The organism is Streptomyces sp. Ag109_O5-10 (assembly GCF_900105755.1).
Classification (GTDB): domain Bacteria; phylum Actinomycetota; class Actinomycetes; order Streptomycetales; family Streptomycetaceae; genus Streptomyces.
On record NZ_FNTQ01000001.1, the window covers coordinates 9081096 to 9098435 of the forward strand.

Annotated in this window: 12 protein-coding genes and 1 pseudogene; 9 read left to right on the plus strand and 4 right to left on the minus strand. The window is 71.3% G+C overall.

Features of this window, described 5'->3' with window-relative positions; translation table 11 throughout:
* Window positions 1-12: 12 nt before the first annotated feature.
* From BLW82_RS41215 to BLW82_RS41240, 6 genes are all read left to right on the plus strand, one after another.
* On the plus strand, window positions 13-1827 hold the full coding sequence (locus BLW82_RS41215; protein WP_093507361.1) for a peptide ABC transporter substrate-binding protein: 1815 nt from the start codon (window positions 13-15) through the stop codon (window positions 1825-1827).
* A gap of 168 nt (window positions 1828-1995) precedes the next feature.
* On the plus strand, window positions 1996-2955 hold the full coding sequence (locus BLW82_RS41220; RefSeq protein ID WP_093507363.1) for an ABC transporter permease: 960 nt from the start codon (window positions 1996-1998) through the stop codon (window positions 2953-2955).
* On the plus strand, window positions 2952-3851 hold the full coding sequence (locus BLW82_RS41225) for an ABC transporter permease (RefSeq protein WP_093507365.1): 900 nt from the start codon (window positions 2952-2954) through the stop codon (window positions 3849-3851). The genes BLW82_RS41220 and BLW82_RS41225 overlap by 4 nt, the downstream gene beginning before the upstream one ends.
* Window positions 3848-5602, plus strand: a complete 1755-nt coding sequence (locus tag BLW82_RS41230; RefSeq protein WP_093507367.1) for a dipeptide ABC transporter ATP-binding protein — start codon at window positions 3848-3850, stop codon at window positions 5600-5602. The genes BLW82_RS41225 and BLW82_RS41230 overlap by 4 nt, the downstream gene beginning before the upstream one ends.
* A 41-nt stretch (window positions 5603-5643) precedes the next feature.
* Window positions 5644-6588, plus strand: coding sequence for an ROK family protein (locus tag BLW82_RS41235; protein WP_093508560.1), 945 nt, complete (start codon window positions 5644-5646; stop codon window positions 6586-6588).
* 171 nt (window positions 6589-6759) lie between these two features.
* The gene (locus BLW82_RS41240) at window positions 6760-7437 is read left to right on the plus strand and encodes a transporter substrate-binding domain-containing protein (protein WP_371131526.1); all 678 of its coding nucleotides are present in this window, start codon (window positions 6760-6762) and stop codon (window positions 7435-7437) included.
* 202 nt (window positions 7438-7639) lie between these two features.
* On the opposite strand, the gene BLW82_RS41245 is transcribed toward BLW82_RS41240, so the two are convergent.
* Entirely contained in the window at window positions 7640-9067 is a 1428-nt protein-coding gene (locus BLW82_RS41245) for a chitinase (protein ID WP_093507371.1), read from the minus strand.
* Between the two features lie 321 nt (window positions 9068-9388).
* Here BLW82_RS41245 and BLW82_RS41250 point away from each other — a divergent pair, with 321 nt between their 5' ends.
* Together BLW82_RS41250 and BLW82_RS41255 are read left to right on the plus strand one after the other, a co-directional pair.
* A complete protein-coding gene (locus tag BLW82_RS41250) occupies window positions 9389-10090 on the plus strand; it encodes a hypothetical protein (RefSeq protein ID WP_093507373.1) in 702 nt (233 codons plus the stop codon).
* 233 nt (window positions 10091-10323) lie between these two features.
* Window positions 10324-11753, plus strand: a pseudogene (locus BLW82_RS41255) (MFS transporter).
* Window positions 11754-11790: 37 nt separating this feature from the next.
* On the opposite strand, the gene BLW82_RS41260 reads toward BLW82_RS41255, so the two are convergent.
* Window positions 11791-13239: a glutamate decarboxylase gene (locus BLW82_RS41260; protein WP_093507375.1), complete on the minus strand. Its 1449-nt coding sequence runs from the start codon at window positions 13237-13239 to the stop codon at window positions 11791-11793.
* Window positions 13240-13461: 222 nt separating this feature from the next.
* Window positions 13462-14667 carry an MFS transporter gene (locus BLW82_RS41265; protein WP_093507377.1) on the minus strand — a complete coding sequence of 402 codons (1206 nt, stop codon included), beginning with the start codon at window positions 14665-14667 and terminating at the stop codon, window positions 13462-13464.
* Window positions 14668-14773: 106 nt separating this feature from the next.
* On the opposite strand from BLW82_RS41265, the gene BLW82_RS41270 reads away from it, so the two are divergent.
* The gene (locus tag BLW82_RS41270) at window positions 14774-15355 is read left to right on the plus strand and encodes a TetR/AcrR family transcriptional regulator (RefSeq protein WP_093507379.1); all 582 of its coding nucleotides are present in this window, start codon (window positions 14774-14776) and stop codon (window positions 15353-15355) included.
* 80 nt (window positions 15356-15435) lie between these two features.
* Here BLW82_RS41270 and BLW82_RS41275 read toward each other — a convergent pair whose 3' ends face one another.
* Entirely contained in the window at window positions 15436-17208 is a 1773-nt protein-coding gene (locus BLW82_RS41275) for an ABC transporter ATP-binding protein (RefSeq protein WP_093507381.1), read from the minus strand.
* Window positions 17209-17340: the final 132 nt, after the last annotated feature.

The following is a 17340-nucleotide window of genomic DNA, read 5'->3' on the forward strand; positions in this document are numbered from 1 at the left end:
CTGAGGAGAGCCATGTTCCTTGCTCCCACGGCCGCCGGCCGCCGCTGGGCCCTCGTCGCGGGTGCCGCCGTCATCACCGGCGCGCTGGTCACCGGCTGCTCCGGCGGCGGTACCTCGTCGTCCGGACCGGCGTCGTCGGACACCATCAACTACGCGCTCCCGGCGAACTTCACGCCGAACTGGGTCCTCCCGATCGGCACCGCCGCGCACCTCAACACCAACAACTCCTCCATCTCCCAGGCCGTCTGGGAGCCGCTGATCGCGTACGACGGCTCCGCCGGCAAGGTCGGCTGGAACAAGGACAACTCGCTGGCCACCGACGCCAGGTTCGCCGCGGACAGCAAGAGCGTGACGATCACCCTCGGGCAGCGCCACTGGAGCGACGGCAAGCCGATCACGTCGCGCGACGTGGAGTTCTGGTTCAACCTCGTCAAGGCGAACAAGGCGGACTGGGCCAGCTACAGCCCCGGCAAGGCGCCGGACAACTGGACGTCCTTCAAGACGGTCGACGACACGCACTTCACGATCACCTTCGACAAGGCCTACAACCAGCAGTGGATGCTCGCCAACGAGCTGAGCATGATCCGCACGATCCCGCAGCACGCCTGGGACAAGACCGGCGACTCGGGCGCCGTCTCCGACCTGGACCGCACCGCCGCCGGCGCCAAGCAGGTCTGGACGTACCTCAACAACGCCGCCAAGAAGATATCCGGCTACGCGACCGACCCGCTGTGGAAGACGGTCAGCGGCCCGTACACCATCAAGTCGTTCACCACCGCGGGACGGGTCGAACTCACCGCCAACGCGAAGTACGACGGCGGTGGCAGGGCCAACATCAAGAACGTCAACCTGCTGCCGTTCACCACCACCGAGGCCGAGGAGAACGCCCTCCGCGCCGGCACCGTCGACTACGGCTACATCAACGCCTCCGACCTGAGCCAGGAGGCGTCCTTCAAGGCCAAGGGCTACTCGGTGAAGCCGTGGAGCGGCTGGGCCATCACCTACATGCCGTACAACTTCAACAACCCCGCCATGGGGCCGGTGTTCAAGCAGCTCTACGCCCGCCAGGCCATCCAGATGTCGGTCGACCAGACCACCCTCTCCAAGGTGGTCTTCAACGGCAGCGCCGTCTCCACCTACGGCCCGATCCCGCAGGGTCAGGAGTCGTCCTTCGTCTCGGCAGACCAGAAGGACAACCCGTACCCCTTCGACACCGCCAAGGCCAGGAAGCTGCTCACCGACCACGGTTGGACCGAACAGGGCGGCACCATGGTGTGCAACGCCCCCGGCACCGGCGCGAACCAGTGCGGTGCGGGCGTCGACAAGGGCACCAAGTTCGAGATGCAGGTGCTGTCCCAGTCCGGCTCGACCGTGACCGACAACATGATGAGCGCGCTGCAGTCGTCGTTCGCGAAGACCGGCATCAAGTTCGGCATCAGGACCGCCCCGGTCAACTCCGTGCTGTCGCAGGCCGGTCAGTGCAAGTCCGGCGAGTCGAGCTGCTCCTGGCAGCTGTCCTTCTTCGGCACCGCGGGCAGCTGGTACTTCCCCGCCTACCCCAGCGGTGACTCGCTCTTCGCCACCGGCGGCGGCTCCAACTTCGGCAACTACTCCAACGCCGAGGTCGACAAGCTGATCACCCAGACCACCACGTCCTCCTCGGACGTGGCGGTGCAGAACTACAGCGCCGCACTCGCCAAGGACCTCCCCGTGATCTGGCTGCCGGAGCCCGACTACCAGATCTCCGTGATCCGCGACGGCCTCGGCGGCTTCGCCCAGGACTCGCTCGCCAACTTCCACCCCGCCATGTGGAAGTGGACCAAGTAAGCCCGGTCGGTGCCCGCGCGGGCCGACGGTGGCCGGCCGCACGGCCGGACGCCCGAGGCACGCGCGCACCCCTGGCGCACCCGCGCCGCACCGACGTCCACGTCGTGGTGACGCCCCTGTCCAGGTGACGCCCCCGCGCGCCACGGAGACGAAGCGACCGGAAAACACATGAGCACTTCCTCGTACCTGATCAGACGCGTCCTCCAGGCCGTCGCGGTGATCGTCATCGTGACCGTCGTCGTCTTCGGCCTGCTGCACGCGCTCCCCGGAGGCCCCGCCCGCGGGATCCTCGGCCCCCAGGCCACCGCCCAGCAGATCGCGAGCTTCAACCACGAACAGGGCCTCGACACGTCCCTGCCCGTGCAGTACTTCCACTACCTCGGCCGGCTGCTGCACGGCGACCTCGGGACCTCCTACACCCTCAACGAGCCGGTCTCCCAGCTCATCGGCGAACGGCTGCCGAAGACCCTGGTCCTCACCCTGCTGTCGGCCGTCGTCGGTCTCGTCCTCGCGATCCCGCTGGGCATGTGGCAGGCCGTCCGCCGCAACAAGGCCACGGACTACGTCATCACCACGCTCAGCTTCATCGCCTACTCCACGCCCGTGTACTTCCTCGGGCTGATCCTGGTGCTGGTCTTCAGCCAGGAACTGGCGTGGTTCCCCTCGCAGGCACCGCAGGGGGAGACCGTGGGGCAGGTGTTCTCCGACCCGCAGGGCCTGGTCCTGCCGGTGTTCGCGGGAGCGGCCTCCATGATCGCCGTGTTCAGCCGGTACATGCGCGCGGCCACCCTGGAGAACCTCTCCGAGGACTACGTCCGCACGGCCAGGGCCGGCGGCTCCCGCTCCGGCGCCATCCTCGCGCGGCATGTCTTCCGCAACTCGCTGACCCCCGTGGTGGCCATGCTCGGCTACTACATCCCCGTGCTCTTCGGCGGCGCGCTCGTCGTCGAGCAGCTGTTCAACTACCCGGGCATGGGGCTGCTGTTCTGGACGGCGGCACAGTCCTCCGACTACCCGGTCCTGCTGGGCTGCGTCCTGGTGATCGCCGTCGCCACCGTCACCGGCACGCTGCTCGCCGACATCGTCCAGCGGATCATCGACCCCCGAGTGAAGGCAGGCCGGGCATGAGCGCCGTCATCCAGCCGGACGCGGTCCCGACGAAGGCAGCCGAGCCGCGCGAGGCCACCGGCACCCGACTGGCCGTCCGCCGCTTCCTGCGCAACAGACTGGCCGTCGTCGGACTCGCCGTCGTGGTCCTCTTCTTCCTGTTCTGCTTCGCCGGTCCGCTGGTGTACTCCACCGACCAGACCCACACCCTGCTCGAACAGGTCAACCTCGCCCCCAGCGGCGCCCACTGGCTCGGCACCGACGCCGTCGGCCACGACGAGCTGGGCCGGCTCATGTACGGCGGCAAGGTCTCGCTGATCGTCGGCCTCGCCGCGGGCGTGCTGGCCACCTGCATCGGCACGCTGTGGGGCGCCGCCGCAGGCTACGCGGGCGGCTGGATCGACGCCCTGATGATGCGGATCGTCGACGCCGGCATCGCGATCCCCGCCCTGTTCATCCTGCTGGTGGTCTCCGCCATCACCACACCGGGCCTCGGCGGACTCGTCCTCATCCTCGGCCTGGTGTCCTGGCTGGTGCCCTCCCGGCTGGTCCGCGCCGAGACCCTGACCCTGAAGAACCGGGACTACGTGCTGACCCTGCGCGCCATCGGCGGCACGCACGCCCGCGCGATCCTGCGGCACATCCTGCCGAACTCGGTGTCCACCGTCATCGTCGCCGCCACCTTCCAGGTCGCCGACGCCATCCTGCTGGTCGCCTACGTCTCCTACCTGGGCATGGGAGTACGGCCACCGCAGACCGACTGGGGCGGCATGCTCTCCGCCGGTCTCACCGCCGCCTACTCCGGCTACTGGTGGCTGATCCTGCCGCCCGGCCTGGCCATCATCCTGGTGGTGTGGGCGTTCAACGCGATCGGGGACGGACTCCGCGACGCATTCGATGTGAGGGGACGCGGATGACCGCCACCACCGACGGCTCCGCCGCCCGCACCACGGCGGCCGAACCGATCCTCGAACTCGACGGCCTCGGCGTCGTCTTCACCACCGAGACCGGCGACGTGCCCGCGGTCAAGGGTGTCTCCCTCCAGGTCCGGCCGGGCGAGACGCTCGCCCTCGTCGGCGAGTCCGGCTCCGGCAAGTCGACCATCGCGCTCGCCGCGATGGGCCTGCTCACCGGGAACGCCCGCGCCACCGGCAGTGCCGTCGTCGCCGGCACCCAGATCGTCGGCGCCGCGGAGAACGGCCTCGCGGCACTGCGTGGCAAGACCGTGTCCATGGTGTTCCAGGAGCCCGCCACCGCGCTCGACCCGCTCACCCGCATCGGGAAGCAGATCGCCGAAGTGATCCGCAACCACCGGGAGGTGAGCGCCAAGGACGCGGCCGCCGAGGCCGTCGACCTGCTGCGCCGGGTCGGCATCCCGGAGCCGGAGCGGCGGGCCCGCGCCTACCCGTTCCAGCTCTCCGGCGGACAGCGTCAGCGCGTCGTCATCGCCATGGCCATCGCCAACGAGCCCCGGCTCCTCATCGCCGACGAGCCGACCACCGCGCTCGACGTGACCGTGCAGGCCGAGATCCTCGACCTGCTGCGCCGGCTCGCCGCCGAGACCGGCACTGGCGTGCTGCTCGTCACCCACAACATGGGCGTCGTCGCGGACTTCGCGGACCGGGTCGCCGTCATGTACCAGGGCGAGATCGTGGAGACCGGGGCGGTCGAGGACGTCCTGCTGCGGCCCACCCACGACTACACCCGGCGCCTGCTGGCCGCCGTACCGCGGCTGTCGGTCGCGGGGCCGGGCGCCCACCCGGTGACCGAGCCCCGTGCCGTGCGCGCTCCGGAAGCCGAACCTGCGGACACATCCGCCAAGTCCGCCGGACCGGTGGTCGAACTGCGCGACATCGGCGTCGTGTTCGGCCGCGGCAGGACCGCCGTGCACGCCCTCGACGGAGTGTCGTTCAAGGTCGGTCCGGCGCAGACCCTCGGCCTGGTCGGCGAGTCCGGATCCGGCAAGTCGACCGCCGCGCGGGTCGCGCTCGGCCTGGTCGCGCCCACCTCCGGAACCGTCACCCTGTTCGGCACCGACCTGGGCCGCACCCGCGCCCGGGCCCGCCGCGCGCTGCGGGCCGGCATCGGTGTCGTCCTCCAGGACCCGGTGGCCTCCCTCGACGCCCGCATGACCATCGGCGAGTGCGTCGCCGAACCCCTCCGGATCCACCGCCGCGACCTCACCGCCAGGGACCGCCAGGCCAGGATCGCCGACGTCCTCGACCAGGTACGGCTGCCCCGCGAAGTCGCCCGCCGCGCGCCTCGCGAGCTTTCCGGCGGACAGCGCCAGCGGGTCAGCCTGGCCCGGGCCCTGGTGCTCGAACCCCGACTGCTGGTCGCCGACGAGCCGACCAGCGCGCTCGACGTGAGCGTGCAGGAAACGGTCCTGGAGGTCATCACCGAACTCCAGCGAGAACTGGGCTTCGCCTGCCTGTTCGTCTCCCACGACCTCGCCGTCGTACAGCACTTCGCCCAGCACGTCGTCGTGATGCGCGCCGGACGGATCGAGGAGCAGGGCCCCACCGGAACGACCCTGCTGCATCCGGAGACCGACTACACCCGCCGTCTGCTGGCCGCCGTGCCGGTACCCGATCCGGTGGTGCAGCGGGGCCGCAGGGCCGAGCGGCTGGCCGCCCTCGCGGCCGGCCGTACGGAGGCCCAGGCGTGACCGGACCCCTTCTCTCCCCCCACACCCCGCAGGACCACGCGATGCACACCTCCCGCCGGCCGCTGTTCGCCGGTATCGACATCGGCGGCACCACCACCCAGGTGGTCGTCTGCTCGGACGACCTGACGGTCCTCGACCGGGCGGAGACGGACACCCCGGCGCGAGATGGCGGCGACGCCATGATCGGCGCCGCGCTCGATGCCCTCGCCCCGCTGCTGGCCCGCACGCCGGGCCACCTGACGGGCGCCGGAATCGGCGCCGCCGGGGTGGTGGACTCCGTGAACGGCCGCATCCTGGTCGCCAGCGACTCCTTCCGCGGCTGGGCCGGCTTCGCGGTCACCGCCGCCGTCGAGGAAGCCCTCGGTGTGCCCGCCTACCTGGACAACGACGTCAACGCCTTCCTCTACGGAGAGGTGAACGGCGGCGCGGTGCACGGCGAGGCCGACGTGCTCGGCATGACCCTGGGGACCGGCGTCGGCGGCGCCCTGTGGACCAACGGCGCCCTGTACGCCGGCCCGCACGGCGCGGCCGGCGAGATCGGGCACATCCCCGGCTTCGGGGACCTGCCCTGCTCGTGCGGCGGACGCGGCCACCTGGAGACACTGGCCTCCGGCCGCTCCATCGCGGCCCGCTACGCCGACCGCACCGGCCTGCGGCGCACCGCGCGCGAGGTGGCCGAGGCCGCGGCGAGCGGCGACGAGGACGCCCGCGCGGTGTACCGCGCGGCCGGGGCCGGCATCGCCCGCGCGATCGTGATCACGGCGGGCGTCGCCGACATCACGACGGCGGTCGTCGGGGGCGGCGTCAGCCGGGCCTGGCCCCTGCTGGAACCGCTCATCCAGTCCGCGCTCGCCGCCGACCCGCCGGTCAGCGGCCACCCCGTACGCCTGGTCCGGGCCGCGCTGGCCTCCGACGCCGTCCCGGTCGGCGCGGCCGCCCGCGTACGGGGCGAACTGGCCACGAAGTCGGCGGCGACGACCGCGTGATGAGCGCGCGAACGGGTCAGTGAGCCGTGCGCGCGTCGTGGTCGCGGGGGCCCGGCGAGGCACGGACGACGGCCGAGGCAGCTGCGCCGGGCGCCTGCGGCCGCCGTCCTATACTTCACCCCCATGGGGATCATTGCCGCAGACATTGTCGAAGGCCTCGCTTCGACAGGTGTGTTGAGGGTCTCGATCAACCTGGGCAACCCCGTACTCGCCCAGGGCACCTCGGCACGGCCCGCCGGCGTCACGGTGGACATCGCCCGTGAGATCGGCCGGCGTCTGGCAGTGCCGGTGGAATTCGTCTGCTTCGACGCCGCGCGAAAGTCGTTCGAAGCCATGACGTCGGGCCGAGCGGATCTCTGCTTCCTCGCTGTCGAACCGGCTCGGGAGGCAGAGGTCGCCTTCACCGCCCCGTACGTGGTCATCGAGGGCGTGTACGCGGTGCCCGTGGAATCGGACCTCCGGTCCGCCGCCGACATCGACCGGCCGGGCGTCCGCGTCGGTGTCAAGCAGGGCTCCGCGTACGACCTCTACCTGAGCCGTACTCTTCGGCGTGCGACCGTGGTGCGTGGCGACGAGGGCGTGGACGTCTTCCTGGCACAGGGGCTGGAGGCCGCGGCGGGCATCCGGCAGCCGATGTCTGTCTTCGTCGCGGAACACGCGGATCAGGTCCGGCTGATCGAGGACCGCTTCATGGAGATCCGCCAGGCCGTCGGGGTTCCCCGGAAGTCCGCTCCCGAGACCGTACGGTTCCTGCGCACGGTGGTCGAGGAGCTGAAGGCGGAGGGGTTCGTGGCCGACGCCCTTCGCCGCTCGCACCAGTCCCAGACGCTGGTTGCGCCGCCGGCGTAGCGCCGCCGCGGCCGGATGGCTGCGAACCACAGTGCCGTCCGCGGCGAAAGCGTGCCGCGGATCCCCGCGACGGAGTGGGCGGTGCGCGGCCGGACGACGCTGACGCGGGCGCCGACGGCCGACTGGGACAGCCCGGCCCGGCGTCAGACCGCTGCCCGGCGCGTTCACGTCGCGCCGGGCAGCCGGTGGGGGTTCTCCGGGGTCAGGCCGGCAGGTGGAACTGCTGGTTGGTGCCGCCGGCGCAGGTCCAGATCTGCAGCCGGGCTCCGTTGGCCGTCGACTTGTCCGTGACGTCGAGGCACTTGCCCGACGCGGGGTTCACCAGGGTGTCGCCGCTGCCCGGCTGCCAGACCTGGGCACCGGTGCCGTTGCAGTCGTACAACTGGACCTTCGTGCCGTTGGCGGTGCCGGCGGCGGTGAGATCCATGCACTTGCCGAGACTGCGGATGGTGTTGTCGGACCCTACGGTCCACTGCTGGGCCGTGGTGCCGTTGCAGTCATACATCTGAACGGCGGTTCCGTTGGCGCTGCTCGCCCCGGCGACGTCCACGCACTTGCCGCCGAGGCCGGTGATCTGGCCGGTGGAACCGGTGGGCGGTGGCGTGGTCGTACCGCCGGTCACGGTGTTGAAGGTACTGGAGAACTGCCAGGCGCTCTGCGGGGTCCCGCTGCAGGAGTCGGAGAGCTGGCCGTTGGTGGCGCACGCCTTGTCGCGGCCGAGCGCCCAGAAGGCGAGTTCCTGGATGCCCTTGGACTTGGCGAAGTTGGCGAGCGTGGTGGCGTTGCCGGTGGTGAAGATCTCGCTGGTGTCGTCGTTGACCCCGATCATCGGGGTGTTGCCCTCCATCGCCCACAGCTGGGCGTCGGACTTCTCCGGCCAGATGGAACCGAGCTGGGCGCGCAGGGCGGTGGCGGCGTCGGTGGCCGCCTTGCCCATGTCGCGGGTGCCGTCGTAGTAGTCCATCGTCATGATGTTGACGAGATTGACGGTGAGCCCGTTGCTCTTGGCGTTGGACAGCAGCTTCGTGCCGTTGTCGTCAAGGCCGTTCGGCATGGACGGCAGGGTGTACTGGACGTCGAGCTTGCGCCCGGCGGCGGCGTACTCCTGCTGGAGCTGGGCGAGGGCCTTGTTCCGGCGGTCGTTGGCGGCGGTGTCGGCGATCGCGCTGCCCTCGACGTCGAAGTCGACCCGCGTGAGGTTGAGGGTGTCGATGACCTTCTTGTACTGGGCCTTGAGCGAGGCCACGGTGGTACAGGCCTGGGCCTCCTCGGTGCCGGAGGCACCGCCGAAGGAGGCGATGACGTCACCGCCCGCGGCGCGCAGGGAGTTGATCGCCGAGGTCCAGCCCGCGTCGGTGACAGGTGTGTCGCCGTTGAACATGGCGTTGCAGCCGCCGCCGTCGATGACGAAGGCGAGAGTGAAGTACTTCAGGCCTGTGGCGTTGCGGGCGTTGGTCATCGCCGAGGGCGAGTTCCACGTCTCGACGTACGGCGCGGCGTAGTGGGCGGGGAAGCCGGGGCCGGGATTGGTCGCGGCGCTCGCCGAACCTCCGGCGGCGACGAGGACGGTGGCGGCCGTCGTGAGAAGCGCGGGAACGGCGGTGAGGGCTCTGGCAGCGGATCTGATCACAGAACGACTCCTGTCGTGAACGCGACAAGCATGGGGTGGGGGGTGTCGGAGCGGAGTATCCGGAAGCTGAGGGCAGGAGTTCACGCATTTGAACGACGACTTCACTGCTGAACCGCCGGTGGTTGAAGACGGTATGGACTAGACCAGCTGCGCGTCAATACCCAGGGCATCGGCAGGAGTTCAGGTGGCCGTTGCCCGTTCGGCAAGGAGGCCGCCGCCCGCGGCCGGCGCCCCGCCCTGGCCGGGGAACCACGCACCGGGGCGCGTTCGTGTTCTGCAGCGGGCGTGAGGCGAACCCGGCGACGCGTGAAGGAGGGGGCCGTGCAGATCATCGAGGTGACCGGGTATGCCGTCCGGTCTGCTGTGATCACCATGAGACGGACGCAGACGCCGCTCGAATTCGTGATCTTCCCGATGCTGCATGTGGCATCGCCGACGTTCTACTCCCAGGTCCGCCTCCGGCTCAGGGAATGCGATCTCATAGTCGTCGAGGGAATCCGGGGGAGATCGGCCGAGGTGAGCGCCCTCACGCTGGCCTACCGGTTCGCCCCGCGCCGACGGCGCAACGGCCTGCAGGAGCAGAGCGACGGACTGGTGCTTCCCGAAGGCGTGCCGGTGGTCAACCCGGACGTGACCGCGGCCGAGGCGGTCGCCGACCTGAGGACACTGCCGCGGTGGATGTACGTCCTGCTCATGCTCGCCGCCCCGGTGATGGGCCTGGTCTTCGCGCTGCGCGGTCCGCGCGCCTTCCTCGACGAGGACCAGGTGGTCGAGGACCTGCCGTCGACGCACCGGGCGGAGATGCTGGCCGACAACCCGGTCGAACACGCGATGAGCGACCGGCGCGACCAGCGGTTGCTCGACGCACTCGGCGAGATCCACGCGGAACGCGCCACCGAGCCGATCCGGGTGGCCATCGTCTACGGCGCCGGCCACGTCCCGGCGATCGTGTCAGGGCTGTGGGACCGCTACGGTTACCGCCCACGCGAGGCGGAGTGGCTCACCGTCCTCGTCCCGGGGTAGACCACAGGGCGGACCGGTTTCCCGGCAATCCGGCACCGACCGCCCTCGCCCGGCCTGACCCCGCGGCGACTTGCTGCGCGACGCCCCACGACCGCGTGCGGCGTCCCGGACAGCGTGCGACGCGCCCGCGAGGCGGTGCGCGAACCTGCCACCGCGCGATCCTTCGGCATGCAATATGTCTCTTGTTGTGGCATTCGGTGCCGTGACTCGGTCGATGGGATGGAGTGTGGGCCTTGGCGTTCGCGGAGTCGTCGGCCGGGGAGGACGGGGCGAGGTCCTCACCCGGTACGGCCCCGGAGCCCGGGCAACGGTCCTGGGCTCCGCTGCTGGCGGTGTGCGCCGGGTATTTCATGGTGATCCTGGACGTGACGGCCATCAACGTCGCCGTGCCGGTGATCGGCCGGGAACTGTCGGCCTCGCTCACCGGCAACCAGTGGATCACCGACGGGTACACCCTGGTCTTCGCCGGACTCCTGCTCACCGGCGGCGCGTTGGGCGACCGGCTGGGCAACCGGCGGGTCTTCTGCGCGGGCGTGGCCGTGTTCACGTTCGCCTCGGCCGGGTGCGCGCTCGCCGCGAGTGCCCCCTCCTGGTCGCGGCCCGGCTGGTCGAGGGGCTCGGCGCGGCCCTGATCGTGCCCGGCTCCCTGGCCCTGCTCCAACAGGCCTACCCGGGGACGGCCGCACGCTCCCGGGCCTTCGGACTGTGGGGTTCGATGGCGGGCATCGCGGCCGCCGCCGGTCCGCTGCTGGGCGGGCTGCTCGTCTCCACCCTCGGCTGGCGGTGGGTGTTCCTCGTCAACCTGCCCGTCGGAGCGGCCTGCCTGGTACTGACGCTGCGGCACGTGACACGCTCGCCCCGGCGCGCCGACCGGCCCCTGGACTGGCCGGCACAGTGCGCGGTGATGGCGACGGCCGCCCTGCTGACCGCCGCGCTCAACGAGGCCGGACGCCGCGGCTGGTCCGATCCGGCCGTACTCGCCGGGCTCGGCCTGGCCGTCCTGGCCGCCGCGGCGTTCGCGGTACGTGAGCGGCTCGCCCGGGCGCCCGTCCTGCCGCCGAGCCTGTTGCGCTCCCGGGCGATGGGCGGGGGAGCCGTGATCGGCCTGCTGTTCAACTTCGGCTTCTACGGCATGGTGTTCACCGCCAGCCTCGAATTCCAGCACCAGCGCCACTTCAGCGCCCTGGGCACCGGGGTGGCGCTGTTCCCGGCGGTGGCGATGACCATGTTCGCCTCCGTCCTGTCCGGCCGGCTGACCCGCCGTACCGGCGACCGTCCACTGGTGGTCTCCGGCATGCTCCTGGCCGCCCTCGGGCTGACCGGCTGGGCGGCCGCGGGCGCCGACCCCGCCTACCCGCTGCTCGTCGCCCCGATGATGGCCGCGGGGTTCGGCACCTCCTTCGCCCTCACCGGCACGACCGGCACCGTGATGGGTGCCGCACCCGCCGCCTACGCGGGCGCCGCCTCCGCCCTGTTCAACACCACCCGCCAGATCGGCAGCGCCACCGGTGTCGCGCTCGGCGGCAGTCTGCTGGCCACCGCCACCGACTACACCGCCGGCCTGCGCATCAGCATGGCCGTCGGCGCGCTCGCCTACCTGACCGCCGCGGGCCTCGCATGGCTGTGCGTCCCGGCGGTGCCGAAGAGATCCGGGGCTGTCTGAGCCCGCCGTGCAGATCCGCGGATGCGGAAGTCCGCTTCTACGCCGGGGAGTTGGCGTGCGCCGGCTCCGCCGCCACGACGAGGGGCTTGACGGCCGGCGCGGGCATGGACCGGCGGAGGCGGAGCTGACGCGTGACCTCCGTCAGGTCCGCGATGAACGTGCCCGCGAGTTCGGCGCTGAACCCGGTGCGGACGACGAGGCGCAGGACGGAGACGTCCTGGCAGGGAGCGGGGAAGGCGTAGGCGGGCAACTGCCAGCCGCGTGCGTGCATGGCGCGGGAGACGTCGAAGACGGTGAAGCCGTGGGTGCCCGGCGCGAGACGGAAGGCGAGCGCCGGGAGTTCGGACCCGTCGGTGACCAGCTCGTAGGGCCCGACGGCCCGGATGCGTTCGGCGAGGGCCCGTGCGGTCGTCCGGTTCTCGACCGCGAGGTGGCGCAGCCCCTCGAAGCCGTACCGCAGGAAGCTGTAGTACTGCGCGACGACGTGCGCCCCCGGACGGGAGAAGTTGAGGGTGAAGCTGGGGGAGCGGCCGCCGAGGTAGTCGACCTCGAAGACCAGGTCCTCCGGAAGGGCCTCGGCGTCGCGCCACAGGGCCCAGCCGAGACCGGGGAAGACGTGGCCGTACTTGTGCCCCGAGGTGTTGATGGACGCGACACGCTCGAGCTGGAAGTCCCACATCAGGCCCGGGTCGAGGAACGGGGCCACCATCGCGCCGGAGGCGCCGTCGACGTGCACGGGGATGTCGGTGCCGGTCGCGGCCTGGTAGCCGTCCAGGGCCATGCAGATGTCGGCGACGGGCTCGTAGGAGCCGTCGTAGGTGGAGCCGAGGACGGTGACGACGCCGATGGTGTTGTCGTCGCAGTAGGCGGTGAGGGTGTCGGGCGTGAGGTGATAGCGGCCGGGCTCCATCGGCACGTAACGCGGCTCGACCTCGAAGTAGTTGGCGAATTTCTTCCAGCACACCTGGACGTTCGCACCCATCACCACGTTGGGCCGGGCGGTGTCCTTCCCCTGTGCGCGCCGGCGCTGCTGCCAGCGTCGCTTGAGCGCGAGGCCGCCCAGCATCGACGCCTCGCTGGAACCGGTGGTGGAGCAGCCCCTGACCTGTTCCGGGTGCGGTGCGTGCCACAGCCGGGCGAGCATCCGCACACAGCGTTCTTCCATGGCGGTGATCTGCGGGTACTCGGCGCGGTCCGCGAGGTTCTTCTCCGCGGTCTCGGCCATCAGTTGCCGTGCCTGCGGTTCCATCCAGGTGGTCACGAAGGTGGCCAGGTTGCGCTGCGCGCTGCCGTCGAGCGCGAGTTCGTCGCGCACCTGCTGCAGCACGAGGTCGGGCGGGGACGCCACCGGCGGCAGTTCGTCGGCGGGCCCGGGGAGCAGGGCGGCGGCGGGCGGGGCGGGAGTGTGGATGCGGGTGTCGATGTCGATGTCGGTGTCGGCGTGGAAGTCGGTCGCGGAGATGACGTCGGTATCCGGGATGGGCATGTGCGCCTCGGTGCTTTCTGGTCCGTGTGGCCCCCGTGCACCTCCGACGCTAGATCGCCGAGCGGTACGGCATCTGTGTCGATTACACCGATCCAGCGACCGGTTTGCGGACCGATGAACTGAATTTTCCCTCGCGTATACGGGCGGGCGATGGCCGGGCCCGGCCGAAGGGACCGAGATACGGGGCGGGGCGTAGGTCCGGCCGGCCGGCGAGCTCCGCTCTCAGGTGGTCGCCGGTTCCGGCTCGACCGCGTCCCGGCGCGCACGGGCGGCCGGTGTGGCGAAGGCGGCCGCGACCACCAGGACGAGCACCAGGATCAGGGCGTGCCGCAGCCCGAAGTGCTCACCGAGGTAGCCGAGGGAGGGCGGGCCCACCAGGAAGGCGACGTAGCCGACGGTCGCGGCGAGCGCGACGCGCGCGGCGGAGTCGGCGCCGGAGTCGCCCGCCGCAGAGAGCGCGACGGGAAACCCGAGTGACGCCCCGAGACCCCACAGGACGGCGGCGGCAGCAGCGACCGCCTGGTTGTCGACGAAGATCACGAGGGCCAGTCCGGCGGCCCCGACGAGCGCGCTCCCGCACAGCGCGGCCGCCCGCCCGAACCGGTCGACGAACCGTCCGCCCGCGAAGCGCCCCACGGTCATCGCGGCGGCGAAGACCGCGTACACGGCCGAGCCCAGCGCGGCGTCGAAACCGTGACCGTCCACCATGACCAGCGGCAGCCAGTCGTTGGCGGTGCCCTCGGCCATGGCGAGCGCGAGGATGACACAGCCGATGAGCAGCAGCGCGGGGTCCTTCCACACCGCGGCGCGCGGTGCGCCCGTCGCGCCCGCCGACCGGCCTCCGGCGGCGGTCTGCCGGCCCACCTCGGCCGGTACCCGCCGGATGACCAGGGCGAGCGCGCCCAGCACCACCGCGGCCACGACGAGCAGATGGACCAGGACCGGGAAGCCCACCGCCGTCAGGCACATGCCGGCGACCGCCCCGAGCACGGTGCCCAGACTGAAGAATCCGTGCATGGCGGGCAGCGTGGAGCGGCCCAGCAGCCGTTCCACCTCGGCGCCCTCGACGTTGAGGGCCACCTCGCCGCCGCCCATGCCGAGACCGAACAGCCCGAGGCCCAGCGCGACACAGGCCCCCGAACCCGCGGCGGCCCCCGCCCCGACCACCACGGCACCGGCGGCGACGGCCGACGTGCCGGCCAGGATGACGAGCCGGGCACCCCAGCGGGCCACGACCGTGCCCGAGCACAGGATGCCGAGCATCGAGCCGACCGAGAGCCCGAACAGGATCAGGCCCATCCGGGCCGTGGAGGCGCCGAGCAGGTCGCGCACGTCCGGGGTGCGGGTGACCCAGGAGGAGATGGTCAGCCCCGGCGCGAAGAAGAGGACGAAGACGGCGGTGCGACGCCGGGCGAGGTCAGAGGTCATGGGCGGTGGCTCCAGCTGGATCCGTACACAAGTCTGTACGACCGTACACACTGACCTGTACGTCTGTACACACTCGGGAGGGGGCAACCCATGGCACATTGAGGGCGTGAGCGGTACACGACGCGAGATCCCGAACGATCCCGGACGCAAGGAGCGGATTCTCGATGCGGCCTTGGACGTGATCTCCGAGAGTGGCGTGCACAGCACCACCCACCGGAAGATCGCGGCGCGAGCCGACGTCCCGCTGGGCTCGCTCACCTACTACTTCGACGGCATGGCGGACCTGCTCGCCCAGGCCTTCGCCCGGCTGTCGGACACGATGTCCGGTCTGTACCGGCGGACGCTGCAGTCCGCCTGCTCCACGGAAGAGGCCGAGGCGGCCGTCGTCGAGCTGATCTGCGGCCCGGCCTACGCCACGGAACGCGACATGACCCTCATCTTCGAGATGTACGCCTACGCCAACCACAACGAGGCGGTCTCCGCCACGACCCGCACCTGGCTCGAACGCAGCAGGGACAGCCTCGCCCTGCACTTCGCGCCCGGAGTGTCCCGCGCACTCGACGCGCTGATCGAGGGCTGGCCGATGCACCGGGCTTTCGCCGACGCACCCCTGGACCGCCGCCTGGTCACCGAAACCGTCCGCGCGATCGTCGCCGCCGACCCACGCCTCTCCACGGACGCCACCTGAACCACACCGACGCCCCCTGCGGGACGTCGGCCAAGCTGTGGAGGGCGCGGATCCGTGCCGCGGCCCGGCGCAGTCGCCCGTCAGGCCACCTGCCCGCCGTGCAGCGAGGTGTAGGTGCCGCCCCGGCGCAGCAGTTCCTCGTGGGTGCCGATCTCGCGGATACGGCCGTCGTCCATCACCACGATGCGGTCGGCACCGCGCACGGTGGACAGCCGGTGGGCCACCACGAACGTCGTACGGCCGCGCAGCAGACGGGCCAGTGCCTCCTGGACCAGCGCCTCGGAGCGGGTGTCCAGCGCCGAGGTGGCCTCGTCCAGCACCAGGACGCGCGGGTCCCGGATCAACGCCCGTGCGATGGCGAGGCGTTGGCGCTGACCGCCGGAGAGCCGGGCGCCGCGCTCGCCGATGACGGTCTCCAGACCGTGCGGCAACCGGTCCACGAACTCCAGGGCGTTGGCGTCCCGCAGCGCGGCGCGCACCGCCTCCTCGTCGGCCTCGTCCTCCATGCCGTAGGCGACGTTCTCCCGGACCGTGCCGTCGAAGAGGATCGACTCCTGCGGCACGACCGAGACGAACCGCCGGTAGGTGCGCAGGTCGAGGCCGCTCATGTCGGTGCCGTCCAGCAGCAGCCGGCCGGAGGTCGGCCGGATGAAGCCGATGACGAGGTTGAGCACGGTGGACTTGCCGGCCCCCGAGGCGCCCACCAGGGCGACCGTCTCACCCGGCACCACGTCGAGGCTGAACTCCGCCACGGCCGGACGCCCGGCGTCCTCGTAGGCGAAGCCGACCCGCTCGAACGTGACCGCCCCGCGGACGGCGGTGACCTCCTCCCGGCCCTCGTTGTCCTCCAGCTCGGGCGCCTGGAGCACCTCGCCCACCGAACGCACCGACTCCAGGCCCTTGGTGATGACCGGCGCCAGACTCGTCAGTGTGGTGGTGGAGCTGGTGAGGGTGGTCAGGAAGGCGCTCAGCATGACGACGTCTCCGGCCGTGACACCCCACACGCCGTAGTACGACACCAGCGCGGCGGCGGCCAGGACGGCGACGCCGATCACGTTCAGGACCACCCAGGCCAGCGAGCCGAAGCGGCCGTTGACCAGGTCCAGGCGCAACCCCGAGGTGAGCAGCCGGCTCAGGGTGCCGTCCATCCGGCGCAGCGCCTTGCCCTCCAGGCCGTGGGCCCGGGTGACCGGGATGAGCCGCGTCATCTCGGTCACCCGTGAGGACAGCGTCTCCACCTCGTGGCGGAAGTGCTCGTTGTGAGTCCGCAGGCGCGCCCGCAGCCGGGCCACGACGAGGGTCGCCGCAGGCACCACGACCAGGAAGACCGGCAGGAACTCGGGTGTGCGGACGCCGATGATGACCAGTCCGCCGGCCAGCACCGTCAGCGCGCCCAGCCCCTGCTCGGCGGTCTGCTGGACCATCTGCTCGACGGTCTCGACATCCCGTACGACCTTGGCCTGGAGCACGCCCGCGCTGACCCGGGAGTGGTAGCCGATGGACAGCTGCTGCATCCGGGTGCACAGCGCGGAGCGCAGCGTGGTGCCCATCCGGCGGACGCTGCCGTAGAGGAGCCGTACGTACAGCACGTGCAGCGGATAGTTGACCAGCAGGATCGCCATGATGACCGCGACGGACGTCCACAGCCGGGAGACCGGCCCGTGCTGGACGACCGTGTCCACGACGGACGCGGTGATCAGGGGCAGCAGCCAGATGGGGCTGTGCTTGACGGTGAACACCACGACCGCGGCCGCCAGCTTGCGGCGGTCCGCGCGCAGCAGATAGGCGAGTGTCCGGACGGGATGTTCGCCCCGGTAGCGGTGATCGAGCGGCCTTTCCGACGTCGACGCCATCGGTGGTGATCCTCCCCAGTCCCTGTCCCTGACCTGCGGCAACCGCTTTCCCCCGGTCCGCGGGCCACCGTACACCGTGCCGCCGCCTCCGGCCGATGCGTTTTGGGCGGGGGTGCGAGAAGGTGGTGAAGG

Excerpts from the sequence above, each read along its gene's own strand:
- BLW82_RS41235 (WP_093508560.1), top strand. The coding sequence starts at position 5,644 with ATGCACACCTCCCGCCGGCCGCTGTTCGCCGGTATCGACATCGGCGGC.
- BLW82_RS41220 (WP_093507363.1), top strand. The coding sequence starts at position 1,996 with ATGAGCACTTCCTCGTACCTGATCAGACGCGTCCTCCAGGCCGTCGCG.
- BLW82_RS41265 (WP_093507377.1), bottom strand. The coding sequence starts at position 14,667 with ATGACCTCTGACCTCGCCCGGCGTCGCACCGCCGTCTTCGTCCTCTTC.
- BLW82_RS41225 (WP_093507365.1), top strand. The coding sequence starts at position 2,952 with ATGAGCGCCGTCATCCAGCCGGACGCGGTCCCGACGAAGGCAGCCGAG.
- BLW82_RS41275 (WP_093507381.1), bottom strand. The coding sequence starts at position 17,208 with ATGGCGTCGACGTCGGAAAGGCCGCTCGATCACCGCTACCGGGGCGAA.
- BLW82_RS41230 (WP_093507367.1), top strand. The coding sequence starts at position 3,848 with ATGACCGCCACCACCGACGGCTCCGCCGCCCGCACCACGGCGGCCGAA.
- BLW82_RS41215 (WP_093507361.1), top strand. The coding sequence starts at position 13 with ATGTTCCTTGCTCCCACGGCCGCCGGCCGCCGCTGGGCCCTCGTCGCG.
- BLW82_RS41260 (WP_093507375.1), bottom strand. The coding sequence starts at position 13,239 with ATGCCCATCCCGGATACCGACGTCATCTCCGCGACCGACTTCCACGCC.